Annotated in this window: 13 protein-coding genes; 5 read left to right on the forward strand and 8 right to left on the reverse strand. The window is 56.7% G+C overall.

What is annotated here, in order from left to right; genetic code table 11:
- Positions 1–15 precede the first annotated feature (15 nt).
- Positions 16–924: a tRNA pseudouridine(55) synthase TruB gene (truB, locus tag SYNCC9605_RS10655; RefSeq protein ID WP_041435792.1), complete on the forward strand. Its 909-nt coding sequence runs from the start codon at positions 16–18 to the stop codon at positions 922–924.
- Between the two features lie 52 nt (positions 925–976).
- A complete protein-coding gene (locus SYNCC9605_RS10660) occupies positions 977–1,720 on the forward strand; it encodes a YebC/PmpR family DNA-binding transcriptional regulator (protein WP_041435794.1) in 744 nt (247 codons plus the stop codon).
- Between the two features lie 455 nt (positions 1,721–2,175).
- Here the strand turns inward: SYNCC9605_RS10660 and SYNCC9605_RS10665 are convergent, their stop codons facing one another.
- From SYNCC9605_RS10665 to SYNCC9605_RS10685, 5 genes are all read right to left on the reverse strand, one after another.
- The gene (locus tag SYNCC9605_RS10665; RefSeq protein WP_011365080.1) at positions 2,176–2,499 is read right to left on the reverse strand and encodes a hypothetical protein; all 324 of its coding nucleotides are present in this window, start codon (positions 2,497–2,499) and stop codon (positions 2,176–2,178) included.
- Positions 2,500–4,047: 1,548 nt separating this feature from the next.
- Positions 4,048–5,364: a DUF2252 family protein gene (locus SYNCC9605_RS10670; RefSeq protein ID WP_011365082.1), complete on the reverse strand. Its 1,317-nt coding sequence runs from the start codon at positions 5,362–5,364 to the stop codon at positions 4,048–4,050.
- Positions 5,365–6,202: 838 nt separating this feature from the next.
- Positions 6,203–6,526, reverse strand: coding sequence for a hypothetical protein (locus tag SYNCC9605_RS10675; RefSeq protein WP_041435134.1), 324 nt, complete (start codon positions 6,524–6,526; stop codon positions 6,203–6,205).
- Between the two features lie 41 nt (positions 6,527–6,567).
- A complete protein-coding gene (locus tag SYNCC9605_RS10680; RefSeq protein ID WP_011365085.1) occupies positions 6,568–8,496 on the reverse strand; it encodes an AAA family ATPase in 1,929 nt (642 codons plus the stop codon).
- Between the two features lie 969 nt (positions 8,497–9,465).
- Positions 9,466–9,756 carry a hypothetical protein gene (locus SYNCC9605_RS10685; protein ID WP_041435137.1) on the reverse strand — a complete coding sequence of 97 codons (291 nt, stop codon included), beginning with the start codon at positions 9,754–9,756 and terminating at the stop codon, positions 9,466–9,468.
- A 306-nt stretch (positions 9,757–10,062) separates the two neighbouring features.
- Between SYNCC9605_RS10685 and SYNCC9605_RS14090 the strand changes: the two genes are divergently transcribed.
- Positions 10,063–10,233, forward strand: a complete 171-nt coding sequence (locus tag SYNCC9605_RS14090) for a Nif11 family protein (RefSeq protein WP_011365087.1) — start codon at positions 10,063–10,065, stop codon at positions 10,231–10,233.
- 27 nt (positions 10,234–10,260) lie between these two features.
- On the opposite strand, the gene SYNCC9605_RS10690 is transcribed toward SYNCC9605_RS14090, so the two are convergent.
- The 3 genes from SYNCC9605_RS10690 to SYNCC9605_RS10700 are packed head-to-tail and all read right to left on the reverse strand — an operon-like array spanning position 10,261 to position 12,758.
- A complete protein-coding gene (locus tag SYNCC9605_RS10690) occupies positions 10,261–10,524 on the reverse strand; it encodes a hypothetical protein (protein ID WP_011365088.1) in 264 nt (87 codons plus the stop codon).
- Between the two features lie 19 nt (positions 10,525–10,543).
- Positions 10,544–11,254 (reverse strand): glucosamine-6-phosphate deaminase, encoded by a 711-nt coding sequence (locus tag SYNCC9605_RS10695; protein ID WP_011365089.1) that lies wholly within the window; start codon positions 11,252–11,254, stop codon positions 10,544–10,546.
- A gap of 16 nt (positions 11,255–11,270) precedes the next feature.
- Complete coding sequence (locus tag SYNCC9605_RS10700) at positions 11,271–12,758, reverse strand: SpoIID/LytB domain-containing protein (RefSeq protein ID WP_011365090.1); 1,488 nt, start codon at positions 12,756–12,758, stop codon at positions 11,271–11,273.
- A gap of 5 nt (positions 12,759–12,763) precedes the next feature.
- Here SYNCC9605_RS10700 and rnz point away from each other — a divergent pair, with 5 nt between their 5' ends.
- Together rnz and psbV are read left to right on the forward strand one after the other, a co-directional pair.
- Positions 12,764–13,723: a ribonuclease Z gene (gene rnz, locus SYNCC9605_RS10705; RefSeq protein WP_011365091.1), complete on the forward strand. Its 960-nt coding sequence runs from the start codon at positions 12,764–12,766 to the stop codon at positions 13,721–13,723.
- A gap of 73 nt (positions 13,724–13,796) precedes the next feature.
- Positions 13,797–14,309 carry a photosystem II cytochrome c-550 gene (gene psbV / locus SYNCC9605_RS10710; protein ID WP_041435140.1) on the forward strand — a complete coding sequence of 171 codons (513 nt, stop codon included), beginning with the start codon at positions 13,797–13,799 and terminating at the stop codon, positions 14,307–14,309.
- Positions 14,310–14,318: the final 9 nt, after the last annotated feature.

Raw genomic sequence — 14,318 nt, forward strand, 5'->3', positions numbered from 1 at the left:
TACGCAGCCGGCGGAATGCAACAGTCAGGGCACCCCGCTCCAGCCCCGGTGAACGGCCCCTTCGGCTTCGTGGTGATCGACAAGCCCGCAGGCCTCACCTCCCATGCCTGCGTCAGCCGCCTGCGCCGCAGCTACGGCCTCAAACGGGTGGGTCATGGCGGCACCCTTGATCCTGCCGTCACCGGAGTTCTCCCCATTGCCCTGGGACCGGCCACCCGACTGCTGCCCTACCTCCCAGGGGAGAAGACCTACACCGGGGTGATTCAACTGGGTCGGCGCACCAGCAGCGACGATCTGGAAGGAGAGCTGCTGGAGCAGCAGGCCTGGCCATCCTTCAGTGAAGCCGAGCTCAACAGCAGCCTGGAGGCGTTCCGGGGCGCGATTGAGCAGCATCCGCCGCAGGTCTCCGCCGTCCATGTCGATGGCGAACGGGCCCATGCCAAGGCCAGGCGCGGTGAAGCCATGGATCTGCCGCCACGGGCCGTCACCGTGCACCGGCTGGAGCTGTTGAATTGGGATGCAGCCCTGGGACAGCTGAGCATCGAGGTGCACTGTTCCGCCGGCACCTACATACGCTCGATCGCCCGGGATCTGGGGGACCGCATCGGCTGCGGAGGTTGTCTTGCTTCCCTGCGCCGCACCCAGGCCCTGGGGTTCCACGCGCACCAGGCCCATCCCCTGCCGGAGCGAGACGCTGTGCCGCCCGATCCCCTGTCGCCACTGTTGGCCCTGGGGGACCTGCCCCGGCGTGATCTCAGCGAAGCCGATCAGATCGACTGGCGCTGCGGCCGACGCATCGCCATGAATCCCGGTGCTGGAGAGGCGGTGGTGGTGTGCAACGCCGATGGGAGCATGGCCGGCATCGGCCACCGCGAGAGCGGAGGTTTGCTGCGGCCCAAGGTGGTCTTCGATGCAGCAGGCTGAAACCACCCTTCGCTCAGTACTCTCCGAGCGCATCCCGCACTGCCCTGACGCGATGGCTGGCCACAGCAAATGGTCCCAGATCAAACGCACCAAGGCCGTCGTCGACGCCAAAAGGGGGGCGGTGTTCACCCGGCTGGGGCGGGAAATCATGGTGGCGGCCCGTGCCGGAGCCGATCCCGCTGGAAATTTTCAGTTGCGTACGGCCATCAGCAAAGCCCGCGCCGCTGGGGTTCCCGCCTCCAACATCGAGCGGGCCATCGCCAAGGGGTCAGGTCAGGCCGGTGATGGGGCCCAACTGGAGGACGTGCGCTACGAGGGCTATGGCCCTGGCGGCATGGCGGTGCTGGTGGAGGCACTCACGGACAACCGCAACCGCACCGCGGCGGATCTGCGGCTTGCCTTCAGTAAGAACGGCGGAAACCTGGGGGAAAACGGCTGCGTGGCCTATCTGTTTGAACACCGCAGCGAAGTGATCCTCAACGCCGGCCCCGACGATGAGGAACGGCTACTGGAAAGCCTCCTGGAGCTGGACGCTGATGGCTATGAACTCCTGGACGGGGCTGTGGTGGTGCACGGCCCGTTCGAGGCCTTGGAGAGCCTTCAGGACGGCTTGCGCCACGCAGACTGGAATGTGAGGGAGTGGGGCCATCACTGGTCCGCCCAGACGAGCGTTTCGGTGAATGATCCCGAGACCGCCCGCAGCTGCCTCAAGCTGCTGGATGCCCTCGATGGGCTCGATGATGTGCGCAGCGTCAGCGCCAACCTGGATCTGGCCGACGAACTGGAGATCGATTGATGTCGTTACTTTTAAAGCCGAGTCTTTGCAAGCAATAGCTGGCGTAGGGCGCAGAAATGCCCAAAGCTCAACTGGAATGGCTCAAAGGAGAAGCAGATGCAAGAGCAATGTCATCAAGGGAAGAGCGCAGACAACCCGCACAGCCACTCCAGCAGCGTCTTGAGAAACGTTGAGACCTCCGCCCTCAAACAGGGCAACCAAAACCCTTGCAACGCCACCAACTAACCAAGGAGGCGCAACACAGGCCAATGGGATCAAGGACTGCTGTAGCGATCAGCCCAATTCGGATAGAGCCCTCAGTTGGGGGATCCGCGATGGCACCACCTGCAACGACGGTGATCAGAAAGACAAGATGCCTGATGAAACGAAACCTTCCCGCTATTGCCGCGCTGGCGCTAAGCAGGGGCTGACGACCTGGGCCATCGGCAGCTCGGAGACGATCAAGGTCTGGTGATCTATTGAAATTTCACACCAGTGAGCAGCTCGCAATTGAGCTGGGAGGTTTCAAAAAGTTCCTGCCCAAATGGTCTGACTTGTTTGAGATTGAGTTGCTCAGCAACCAAGACGGAAAACCTGGAAGCACTCAGGTCTCCATTCTTTCGGAGAAAGCACAGGTTGAGGATATTTGAATCTCTGGCCAAGAATTCACGGATGCGTTCATTGGCTTTGTTCCTGGTGCACATTGCAATCACTTCGTCTGCAACACTTTCAGCTTTTGCCTCTGGTGTTGCTGCGCCGATGGCAAGAACAGCGACGGCGATGGAGATGAGTCGTTTCATGGCGCCAGCATCACCGTGATGAGTTGATTGCGCACCCCCCAATCAGGGGATTCTCAGATCGGATCAGACTGATCGATGCAGCAGCTCATTTGGTCGCTGCCATCGCGTCATAGGAACGGCACTGCACCCCCAGCCGGGGTGATGGTGTCTTTGGAGAATCCACACTCCATCCAATGGCGTCATGACCATTGGGCGCTGATGACTGAACTGACTCCTTCTCTGACGATGCGGGGAGTCAGATCAGCGTTAAATCCTCTCAAGATCGCCTTATCACTCGTGTCGAGTCCAACAGAACTTCAACGTCTTGTGATATTGAATTACAAGAATGCCGATGGGGAAGAGCTAGTTGGGCTCGCTCTGGAGTTAGTAGAAGAATCTAATGGCGGAATTCAAGTACGGGTACTTAGGGATTCAAATTTAGTTAGTTGTGTATCGGTGGTTCCCTTAATTGAATGCAGAGTGGACGACTCGCAAGACTGCGACCGCTGTGACTCTGCTGAATAACTCTTTACAGCAGATAATCCAAATATGCTAAATTCTAACTACCAGGATGTCTATTACAGAGAGGGTGAATATAATGGTGCACCAAAGTATCAAAATGTTCATGGAAATCTATTTATGCAGTGAGCAAAATATGCCTAGTAGAAGCAGAGTGAGGCACTAAAAAGATTTTGGACTTCAGGGGACAACTGAAAGAGGCTCTGAAGAAGCGGCAAGCCGTCAGTGATATTAAAATGAATTCCAAATTCTTGTAATTCTTGATACAGGATTTGCCTGGCTTCATCAGCTATTATAAATTATGGCTTTTTATCTTTTCTTCACTACCATCGCTTCCATTGGAGTAATTTATCTCCTGATTTCATGCACCTTTAAAGATAGTAATCAGCAATTTCCAACTCCACCAATAAATTTCAACAATACTCCCTAATATTAAACAGTGGACGACTAACAATACTGCTACTGCTGTGACTAATCAGCAGCAATCACAACTTGAACAACATTGCTCTTCTCCGGCGTGACCATCAGCACAGGGCTGAGAGCAATAAATCTTTCAATCTTTCTGAACGGCTTTTTCAGGGTAAACACTGCAGCTGCAGGGCTCACACGCGCATTTCTGGTTTGCGATTGGCATTGATTCGTCGATCAACTTCCCTTTTCTTAGGACGAACAGACAACCAGTGCAACTCGCAACTGAGGGAGTTGAACTTCACCTGACAGGCGGGGCGGAACGTAGCTGTAGGTCCTGATGGCTACCCACTGCGCATGCATGGTCGCCGTGTCAGGCTTGAACTGACAGAGCTTCTGCTGCAGCTCGGAATACAGCCACCCCTCACCACCAGCCTTTTCTGGCGCCTCGTGAAAGCTGCGGTCCTTGTAACGAAAATGTGAAATAGTCGTTCAAACTTTTGACTCGCGGTATGCACAGTGACGACGAAATAATTTGATTCAATCCAAATTGATAACACATAAATTCCTAGACGGAATACGTCAGGCTTGGGAGGAGATGATTGACGAATCTGACAATAAAGTTCGCTGACTAAGACCTTCTCAAAAGCCTTCGCAGAAGTAAAGCCAGTCTTTGCGTACCTGTCTGGCATAGCACTGTGCAATCTGGTTGACAAATACTCCAAACTCTTTAGTTCTATCGTGGGTGATGCGGTTTAGCGTTGCTTCAAACACATATGGATCTAGGGACCCGTTCAATTTCCGGGCCGCTTTTAAATGTTTTTTAGCCATTATTTCCGCCCACTGCTTTGCCATAGCTGAGTAAGCTTTTATTGTTGTCAGTTTGAAAGTGGGAAAGTCATTTTTGAATGGCGATCTCTCGCGCACCGAAAAGCAGACTCCATCAATACTGAGCCAACCGATATGGCAGTCTGGATATTGCGATAAAGCTCGATATGCTATTGCGTGGCGGTGAGCATGATTTTCGAAATTGTAGTTATATTCTTTTATTTCTTCCTCACTCAAATAACTAAATGCCGTTGGCTGCACTTGTTGCTTCACATCAAGGATAACATCATCGTAGGTGCTGTCAGTATTACCCCTTAATAACCCATAATAACGTTGTAGACCGAGAGAGCCTGTTCCAGCACTTTTCCTAACCGCTAGATCTAACACTTCATAGTGACCCTTGTAGTAGCTCAGAAATTCCTCAGAGACCGTATCAACATACCCTTTGAATGACTCCATCAACTTCCCATATAATTCTAAATCCTTATCTAAAGGAGTAAGCTTGCCTTTTATGTTCTTGAATTGCCTTGTTTCGTTGGCTACAGTCCACTTATTAAGCATTCTGGCACGACTAAATTTCTTCTCAGTTTTAGAAAGAAACTTCATTAATGGCTTTCCGGTATTGCTCTTATTAAATGAGCTAGAGAATGAATCATCATTCTCAAATGTTGCAATGGTCTCCAAGTAGTGTACACTGAAAGTCTGCACGCACTTTGAAATATCGCTTGTGGATAATTTTCCATTTTCTTGACAATCAAGTACCATGCTGATGGCAAATCTCCAAACATCATATTGGTAATCTGCTACCAATGAATCGTCGTAATCATCGAAGCCATATGAAACAACTTCGATATCATTGAGATAAGCTCCCATATTGTAAACGTGAGCATCTCCCTCGAGCCATGTCCTTGAAAACGCACTGCCTCCAAAGCGGTGGAGTTGCCAATTGCCAGCGAAATCAGACCAATAAATATGGTTGGATCCCCTGTAAAATGCATAAGGTGAGGCTTTCATTTTTTTAAACTTTTCTTCTTTTGCCTTAGCAGAAATATGTTTATTGTGATACTCAATTGACTCGCATACCTTTCCTTTCCTATCATAGCTTCTTGATTCAAAAATTAAATTCTTCATAGAGCAAGATTGGTGAAGGATGATAATGTCGGATCTTGCAAGGCGAACCCAGCTATAGCTACTATGGGCATTGTTAATGTTTTGAAAAGTGTAAATGCTTACCCTCTTTGACTGAGTATTAGCACTTAGTCGGGTTCGTTAAGCCTCTGCAGCTCCCAAGCAGCACCTCAGTCATTGGCAACCATCAAAAAAGATATTGATGAAAATGGTGGATTGGTGACATCGCATGTCAAAGCTTGAATGCTCGTTGTCCAGCTACTGCAATGGCCTACATTTCTTGCTGCCATTTACTCCCTGTCTCAATAAATTAGCTTGATTTGATTCACTATCGGGAAGCCTTATGCGTATTGGCTGAAAGCTATACAAAACCCGTAATGGAAAAGCAGGGAGCGCTGATGTTGTTGCTATCCATCTCCCAACAAAACCTCACACACACCCCCGTCAGCAATGGGCGGGGTTTTCATTACCATCTAACTGCCTTCCAGTAGCCTAGTGAGATGCGCCTGAAGCTTAAGAGCCCCAACTGCATTGCTGTGTTGCTTGCAGCGGATAATGGCTTCGATGATTTCATCCAGCAGGGCCAGACGCGTGCCAAGGAAATCAGAGAGTTCGACTGAGTAGTCAGCCTTAATGATCTCCCTTGCGCGTTGCAGGTACTTTTCGGCTTGTCGCTTTTGTACTCCCATTCCTCCGCGCAGAATCGCAGGATGTAGGAGTTTGTTTTGGCGGACGACAACAGTTTGACGACGGCATGAATCCGCCGGTCTATCTCTGCTTTATCTGATTTCTTCGCCATAGCTTCATTCTTACAGAAAACAAATTAGTGGCGAGATATGCATTAGATAAATCCGTCATTGGTTTCGATTGCAGGTGGTCCCGCTGCAATCAACTGTTTGATCTGAGCGCCGCTGAGGTTGCGACCGGTGGCGGCTTGGAGCTTGTTGGCGATCTGAACCGGAAGGTCGTTGGGGTTGCTGTCGACGATTTGCCAGAAGACGTCGGTCTGCCCGTTGAGGGTGGGAATGCACCCCCTCTCCCTGTACGGGGGGTTTTCAGGCTCTGAGTTAACCCGGCAGTCAGGGACTAGGGCGATTGGGTTAACCGTTCTTTCAGTGCAACCCTCTTCGGCTAACTGTTCCAGAGGTAGTTCACCCTCGTTCATCCCTTGGTTAACCCTTGAAACCTCGCGTGATGACAAGAGGGTTAACTCTTCATCCTTTTCAGCGCCTGACGGGGGAGAGGTTGCTGAAAAGCATCAGGTCGTCTGTCAACGGGCATCCAATAAATAGTCGTTTTTCCCGTCTCTTTGATCGCCCAGCGGCGGATGATTGCGGACTTGGCCGCCATCGTTCTCAGGGTTCCGTTGACCTTGGTTCCATCGGCTGGAAGGGACAACGATTCACCGATCTGACGAAGGGTGCGCGGCTCACTCTGTTGCGCAAGCAAAGCCTCGAACCATTTCATCAGGGGCAGGTCTGGGCAGTCGTGCTGCTCCATCCCCAGAAGGTTCCATTCACAGTTGCCCTGGCTGCCGTCGTACCCCTCGCAGCGGGTTTTGCTATTGCGCAACACGATGGGGTCACCATCACGGCATTTGCCGTCGTGAGCTTCAAGGGATGAGAGGTGAAGCTCATCTGGCCGACCCTCTTCGATGCGGCGCAGCGAGAACAGTCCCCAAACCGCTGCTTTGATGTCGCCGTTCCCTGCGTACTTGCCGCTATGGCGGCTGTTGTGGTGAATAACGACGGCCGATGCACCGGCGGAGGTGATCAGCTTGCGCAGGGGACGAACGACCTTCTTTCCGATGTCGGCGCAGTTCTCTTCAATGTCGAGGCTGGAGACCGCACGCAGCGGATCCACCATCACAAAGTCGTAGCCGGACTCAATCAGTCGCGTGAGCTGTTGCCGGTGGCGGGGCTTTGCCAGATCAAATGATTGCCCTGCCTCCCAGCCTTCACCGCGCTTGCTCCAGTGATGAAAACCAAAGGCTGTGAGTCGAGACGCCATGGTGCGCCCCTCCTCCAACTGAAAGATCAGCACCCGCATCTTGGGGACACTGAACCCCAGCCATTTGTCGCCACGGATGAGCGCTCGGCAGAGGTCGTAGGTGAGGAGCGATTTACCCGCGCCGGAATCAGCAGCGATAACGATCAACTCACCACGAGGCAGGACATCAGGAACAATCCATTTGCTATCGATGTCGGACTGTTCCAGGTCTTCGTCAGAGCAGAGAAAGCCTCGATCTTCATCACCGGCGCGGTTGTCTTCGACAAGGGCCAGTAGCTCGTCGTGTTTCCGCCCGATCTTTCTGGAAACACGCCGCAGCGTTGAATCCATCAGTTGGATGTCGGTGATTTTCGAGAGGTGCTCAATTAGCTCCTGCTCTTCCGTTGCGTCGTAATCACTTCTTAAATCCACTTCACTAGTCAGAAGTGGGGCAGGCAACGGCCAGCCGATCACTTTTGGAGATAACAGCCGTTCAATTAGCTGCGGCGCACCGTGCCGCACCAGGAAGTCATCAGCGCTGTTTTTGCGACCATCCGGCTCATTGGGCAGGGTGACCTTGTGGGGGAACGCTCCACGCTTTCTGGCCCAGTTGGCAATGAACTTGGCGGCCTCAGATACTGATCGGTTGTCGGCGATGTCGGAGTCGAGCAGGACGATCACCTGCCGCCCCTTCATCGGGATGGCCTTCAGCTCTGGGAGCACGCGAGTGTCGTTGTCTTCTCTCCAGACCCCGTCATCACCACGCCGATCGACGATGTTCCAAGTACCTGTCAGACCGACGAAGCAATAACCAACAGGGATGTGCTTGTAACAGATATCGACCTTGACCGGTCCCTCGATCAGCACCAGCGGGATGGTGATGTCTTCGAGATAGCCGTCAGGCATTAACGGGCTGAAGTACGGGCGTGAACCACTCTCAAACGGTGCCTTGAACTTCGGTCTGCCGCTGGGGAACATTCGGCAGACGATGTAGTTCTCGCCCTTGCTGTTTTTGTACGGCTCCCCCTTGGGGTCGCAGTACAGGATGCAAAGGTCTTTGCCTTTGGAGGCGTAGCGCTCCTTCAGTCGCTCGGGGTTGGTCCCTCGCTCCTTCAGATAACGAAAGTGTTCGGAACTAAGACTCATTCCTTAGCTCCACTTGATGGGCGTAAAGGCAACGCACGACGCGCTCTGATCGCGTCTTCGATTGCCGAGACATTCCAACGAGTTGGGCTCTAAGGAGTTGCTCCTTGCTTGAAGTGAATGCCCTCCTCTAAGAGACCGTCGTGTTTCCAGCGATGCAGGGTGCTACGGCTCAGGCCGGTTGCCCGTTAGGCACGGCCAGTCGCCATCCACTCCTCGACAGGGGATTGGGTGGGCATATCAGGCTGCGGGCTTCAGTCCCGCTCAGGCCATCCGTATTGATCAACGATCAGCTGCTGCACACGCGCAATCGTACGCGTTAGTTTCATCCGTTAATTGCCTGCGATGGTCTCAGCAATCTGCTGGCGATAAATGGCGGTCACTTGAGGGGCCACCTTCTCCATCTCCAACAAATGCGATTCCGAAGGAACGCGAACAGGGATCTACACCTCAGGGGTGACGCATGAATTACGCCAGTCCCATGCCATGTCCAGCAACCACTGCTGACTAACGCCCTTAGGAAGCCGACCAATAATCAGTTCTAAGGCGTCAACAGGGAGGGTCGCAGGACCTTGCCACCCCTCGGGAGGTGCTGGCTTTTTTGGAGGAGAGATCAGCTGCAAAGCCAATCGAATCTCAACGAATGGTGTTCGTGCTTCCGGGGCAGGGATCGCCTGCGAGCCTTTGCATTGAGTCCAGCTTAACTACCCCATTTAATGCTGCCATGGCCTACCTGAACCCCTTACCACTACAGGCAGTGTCACCGGGTAGTTACTCGACTCGATAGGGATGCGGTGTTCCGCGCCGCCACAGCAGCAGCGACCGCCGCGGCCACGGATTCGTCATCGCTCCATCAGCCGTAATGCTTGAGGTGAGTCTGAGGGTCATGGCCCATCAACTTACTCAGCGTCCGGTGATCGAGGCCCATTCCGGTACGGCGGAAGGTGTACCCATGACGGCAGCTGTAAACCGTCAAATGGCCCTGGCCCGCAGCTGAATCAGCTCAGCTGCTCTTGCCAGAGTCAAGCCTTGACCACCTTCGGCCTCCGGCGCGATGGCTATCGCCAGCCGTTCGACTACAGCCAACAATTTTGGCCCGGATGACCGTTTCCAGGGAATTCGAACCGTGGCGCTGCTACGGCTGTTGTCACTCCAACGGCGTGTGACCTGCGTAGCGCCCAAACCCTTTTGACGCAGGCTCCAACCCTGCCCATGGGTGTACTTAATCAGACGGCGGAGATTCTTCTCCCAGTTGACGGCCATGGCAGAAATCAAGGCGAAATGGCGGGCGCAGAATTGGGCAAAGATGCGCCTAGACGGGATATTTACCCGCAGACTTCAATGAGCCCAAAAGCCCTCTGACACAGGGATTTATCCAGCTTTAGCAGGCTTCCAAGAGATGTCATGAATGGCGCAGCGTCAGCGCCAACCTCGATCTCTCCGACGAACTGGAGCTCGACTGACGCCTCCTTGAAGTTTGTCGTCAGCAAATCCGCACCAAAGCTTGAGGCCCTGAGCCCCGATCAACCCCAGCGCTAGGCAGAGGGCATCCCTTCTGGAGGATTGCCCATGTCCATGAAACAGCTGGAAACGTTCATGTCGCGGGTGCAAAGCAACGACTCGATCCGCGATGAGGTGCAACGCTGCGGCAAGGACAACTCCTGTCTGGTCAAGGTCGGCGCCAAACACGGCCATAAGTTTTCCCCCGCTCACCTGAGCCGCTGGCAAAGGGAACACTGAACACCGAGGAGACCGGCGGCCGCCCCCTCAGGGAGTCTCGGTCGCCTGGTCAGCCTCGCCATCGGGTTGCTGACGAATCATCTGCGCCAGCATCTCCAACTTGGCGTTTTCCGATTCAGAGGCCCGGGTGGCCATCCAGGCACTGGCCGCCTTCTGCTGGGCCAACTGCTGCACCAACGCCAGGGCCGTCTCGCGCAACTGCTCAAGGTCCTGACAGTCCTGAATAAAGCGCGTCCAGCGTTCCGCCTCAAAACTCTGCTCAAGGCGCCGTTCCACGGGATCGATGCTCATCGCCGCTGCTCTCGGCTGTTCAAGCTAAAGCCGCTGCATCGCACCAGAGCCAGAAATTGGGATGGGTCAGCAGCCAACTGGCAGGCAGCCCAGGGTCTGGCTCTTTCAAGGCCAACAAGCGCTGGAGGATGCCGGCCTTGGCGGCGCCGGTCACCACCAGATGAATCTCAGCAGCCTCGAGGATCTCCCAGAGGCCCAGGGTGATGGCCCGCTGGGGAACAGCTTCAACGCAACCATCGAAGAGCACCGCGTTCTGCTGCCGGGTCGCAGAGGTCAGCTCCACCTCATGGCAGTGCTGATCAGGAGGACAGGGCGGCTCGTTGAAACCCACATGACCATTGCTGCCGAGCCCCAGAAGCTGCAAACCGATGCCTCCGCAACGGTTGAGCTGCTGGCCGTAACGCCGCGCAGCAGCCGCACCGTCAGCAGCGGTGCTGTCGGGAAGATGCACCGCTGAAGCGGGCAGGCCCAACGGTGCAGCGAGGTGATGGGTCATGTAGGCCCGGTAGCCGCGGGGGTCGTCCGCCGAAAGTCCGAGGTATTCGTCCAGGTTGAAACTGCACCATCGGGCGCGCAGGGACTCCAGCTCATCGGCAGACCACGACAGCAGCCGTTCCACCAGGGTGCGATACAGCGGCTCCATCGTCCGTCCTGTGGCCAGTCCCAAAGGCTTCAGCGGATCAGGCCCCTGCCAACCGCGCAGATGACACTCCAGATGGGCCGCCAGCACAGCACAGAGATCCGTGTCACTGGAATGGCGTTGCAGATGACAGGGAAACCGTGCCAAGGGGCGAAACCGGCATGTCTCTCCAGAGTGGCTTTGTTGGGGGCTTCAGCGCCAGCGATGGGTCATGGTGCGGCCGGTAGGGAACGACCTCAGCCCCGCGGTAGTAGTGCTGAAGAATCGAGCGGAAGTGGGCCCCCTGCTCCGCCAGGCCGTGGGCTCCCCACTGGCTCATGCCAACGCCATGGCCATAGCCCTGGCCCTTCACCAGCAGCTGAAGGCCGCCGGCGGACCAACGACGCACCGCCGTCTTGCTGACCAGCACCGGCGGAGGGGCCACCAACAGGGGGGGCCGTGCTCCCCTCTGACGAGCCACCGATGACGTGATCCGATCGATGCGGGAGCCCGGGCGGGCGGTTGCAGTCACCCGTCGCACTTGAAGCTCCACGGGAGACCGCTGCCGCCCCGTCACCATCTCAAAGTTCACCAGCGTGCTTTTGAGACCCAACCGTTTGCGCAGCTGACTGCCGCTGAGCACCAGCGATCCGCGGGGGCCGCGCACGCGGGCCTGGCGCACGCGACCGCTGCCGGAACGACTCAGCACCTCAACGGCCTGGAGCCCACCGGTTTCGGGCAGCCGTTGACGCAGCCCGGCAGGATCAAACCATTGTTCCCAGCGGTGCACCGGGCTGTGCTGGTCGTGGTCGGGGACGCTGACCAGATAGGGATGCTGGCGGCGCCAGACCATCCCGCTCGCCTCGGTCACCCCGCCAGAACTGCTGTGAAAAACGGCATCGATCAGGCGACCACCGTGCACGAGCACCAGCGAACGGGTGCTCGCCACCGCCTTGCGTGTGCTCGGGGTTTCCGACTCCACTCCGCGATACACCTGACTCGCCACCGTGGCCTTCACATCCCAGGCACCACCGCGGCTGAGTTGTTTCAATGCATAGGTGCGGGCCGCCACAGCCTGGGCCTGCAAGGCAGCCAGGGGCCAGCGGTGAGGCATTTCGCTGCCGACAACACTGTTGAGATAGGTCTCAACGCCAAGGCTGTTGATCACCCGCAAGCGCCCGCCTCGGCTGCTGATGCGCAGCACACCGCGGTAGCGACGCTCCCCAAGCCAGATGCCCCGTGGATCGTCGTTCTGCACCGTCACCAGGGTGCTGGTGGCCAGCCGCATCGATCGGCCATCCACAGTGGCGCTCAGGCGGGTTCCTTGAAGGCTGAGCTGCAGCCGCTGCGGCCGTCGCTCTCCGCCGGGGAGTCCCTGCACCCGCAGCGGCTGTGCACCATCGGAACGCAGGCTGACCCGGTTGTTCTCCAGCAGCAGCACGCGCATCTGCGGCTCGCGGCCGCGGGCCAGCGCAGCCGGTGATGGAGCGATCACAGCGACGAGCACCAGCCCGATGGCAACGGAAGCGCGGCGCACGCTGGAGATCCACAGGCGTCCCAGTGTGCCGCCTGTTCCGGGGTTCAGCCAGGTGGCAGCATGAGTCCTGAGGAGCACCGGCCTTGCAGGTCACATTTCTCGGTACGAGTTCTGGGGTACCCACCCGGGCCCGCAACGTTTCAGCCGTGGCTCTGCGCTTGCCGCAGCGCTCGGAGATGTGGCTGTTCGACTGCGGCGAGGGCACCCAACATCAGTTTTTACGCAGTGATCTGCGGCTGTCGCAGCTGCGCCGGGTGTTCATCACCCACATGCATGGCGACCACGTGTTCGGCCTGCCTGGTCTGCTCGCCAGCCTCGGCCTCGCCGGCAGCAGCTCCGCAGGGGTGGATCTCTACGGGCCGGACCCGCTGGAGAGCTACCTCAATGGTGTGCTGCGCACCAGCTCCACCCGGATCGGCTATCCCCTCGCCGTCCACCGGGTCAGGGATGCAGCCGAGCAGGGCACGCTTCTGTTCGAGGACGACGACTTCACGGTGCGCTGCACCCTGCTCACCCACCGTGTGCCGGCCTACGCCTATCGCATCGAACAGAAGCCCCTGGCCGGTCGCTTCGACATTGAGAAAGCACGGGAACTGAACATCCCGCCCGGCCCCGTGTACGCCCAGTTGAAGCGGGGCGAAACGGTGACCCTGGAGGACGGTCGCAGCATCGACGGCACCAGCCTCTGCGGTGAGGAACGGCCCGGTGTAAGCGTCGTCTATTGCACCGACACCGTGTTCTGCGAGGCGGCCATCGAGCTTGCCCGCGGCGCGGATCTGCTGATCCATGAATCCACCTTTGCCCATGGCGAGGCGGAGATGGCGTTCCAGAAACAGCACTCCACCAGCACCATGGCTGCCCAGACGGCCGCCGAAGCGGGTGTGGGGCAGCTGGTGCTCACCCACCTCAGCCCGCGCTACGTGCTGGGCAACCCGGTCACGCCCCAGGACCTGTTGAACGAGGCCAAGGCGATCTTCCCCAACACCCTGCTGGCCAAGGACTTCCTCAGCATTGATGTCAAACCACGCTGCAACAGTTCGTGATCCGGCCACAGAGGGTCACTTCCCCGTGATACAAGAGCTTGGTGCGGTGAATGCGTCACACCCCCTTACCTTCATGGCCTCTGTGTTCTCTTCCTTGCGTCGGTCCCTGAAGGGCCTTCTGGTCCTCATCCCGGTGCTGATCGGTTTGGCCGTTACCTCTCCGGCTCAGGCGGCCCAGTGGGACGCTGAGACCCTGACGGTTCCAGCAGATCCCTCCGGCACAGAGGTGACCTTCAGCGATCGCGAAATCGATTCTGGCCGCAAGGTGTTCAACACCAGCTGCGGCACCTGCCACGCCGGTGGCATCACCAAGACCAACCACAACGTGGGCTTGGATCCTGAGACTTTGGCCCTGGCCACCCCGGCCCGCGACAACGTTGAGGCACTGGTTGATTACATGAAGGACCCCACCTCCTACGACGGTGAATACAGCATTGCTGACCTCCACCCGAGCATGCGCGACGCTGAGCTCTATCCCGCCATGCGCGATCTTGATGACGAGGATCTGCGCCTGATGGCCGGTTACATCCTGGTGTCCCCCAAAGTCCAAGGCAGCGCCTGGGGTGGCGGCAAGATCTACTTCTGATCAGTTTCC

Origin of the sequence: Synechococcus sp. CC9605 (genome assembly GCF_000012625.1) — a bacterium.
Lineage (GTDB): Bacteria > Cyanobacteriota > Cyanobacteriia > PCC-6307 > Cyanobiaceae > Parasynechococcus.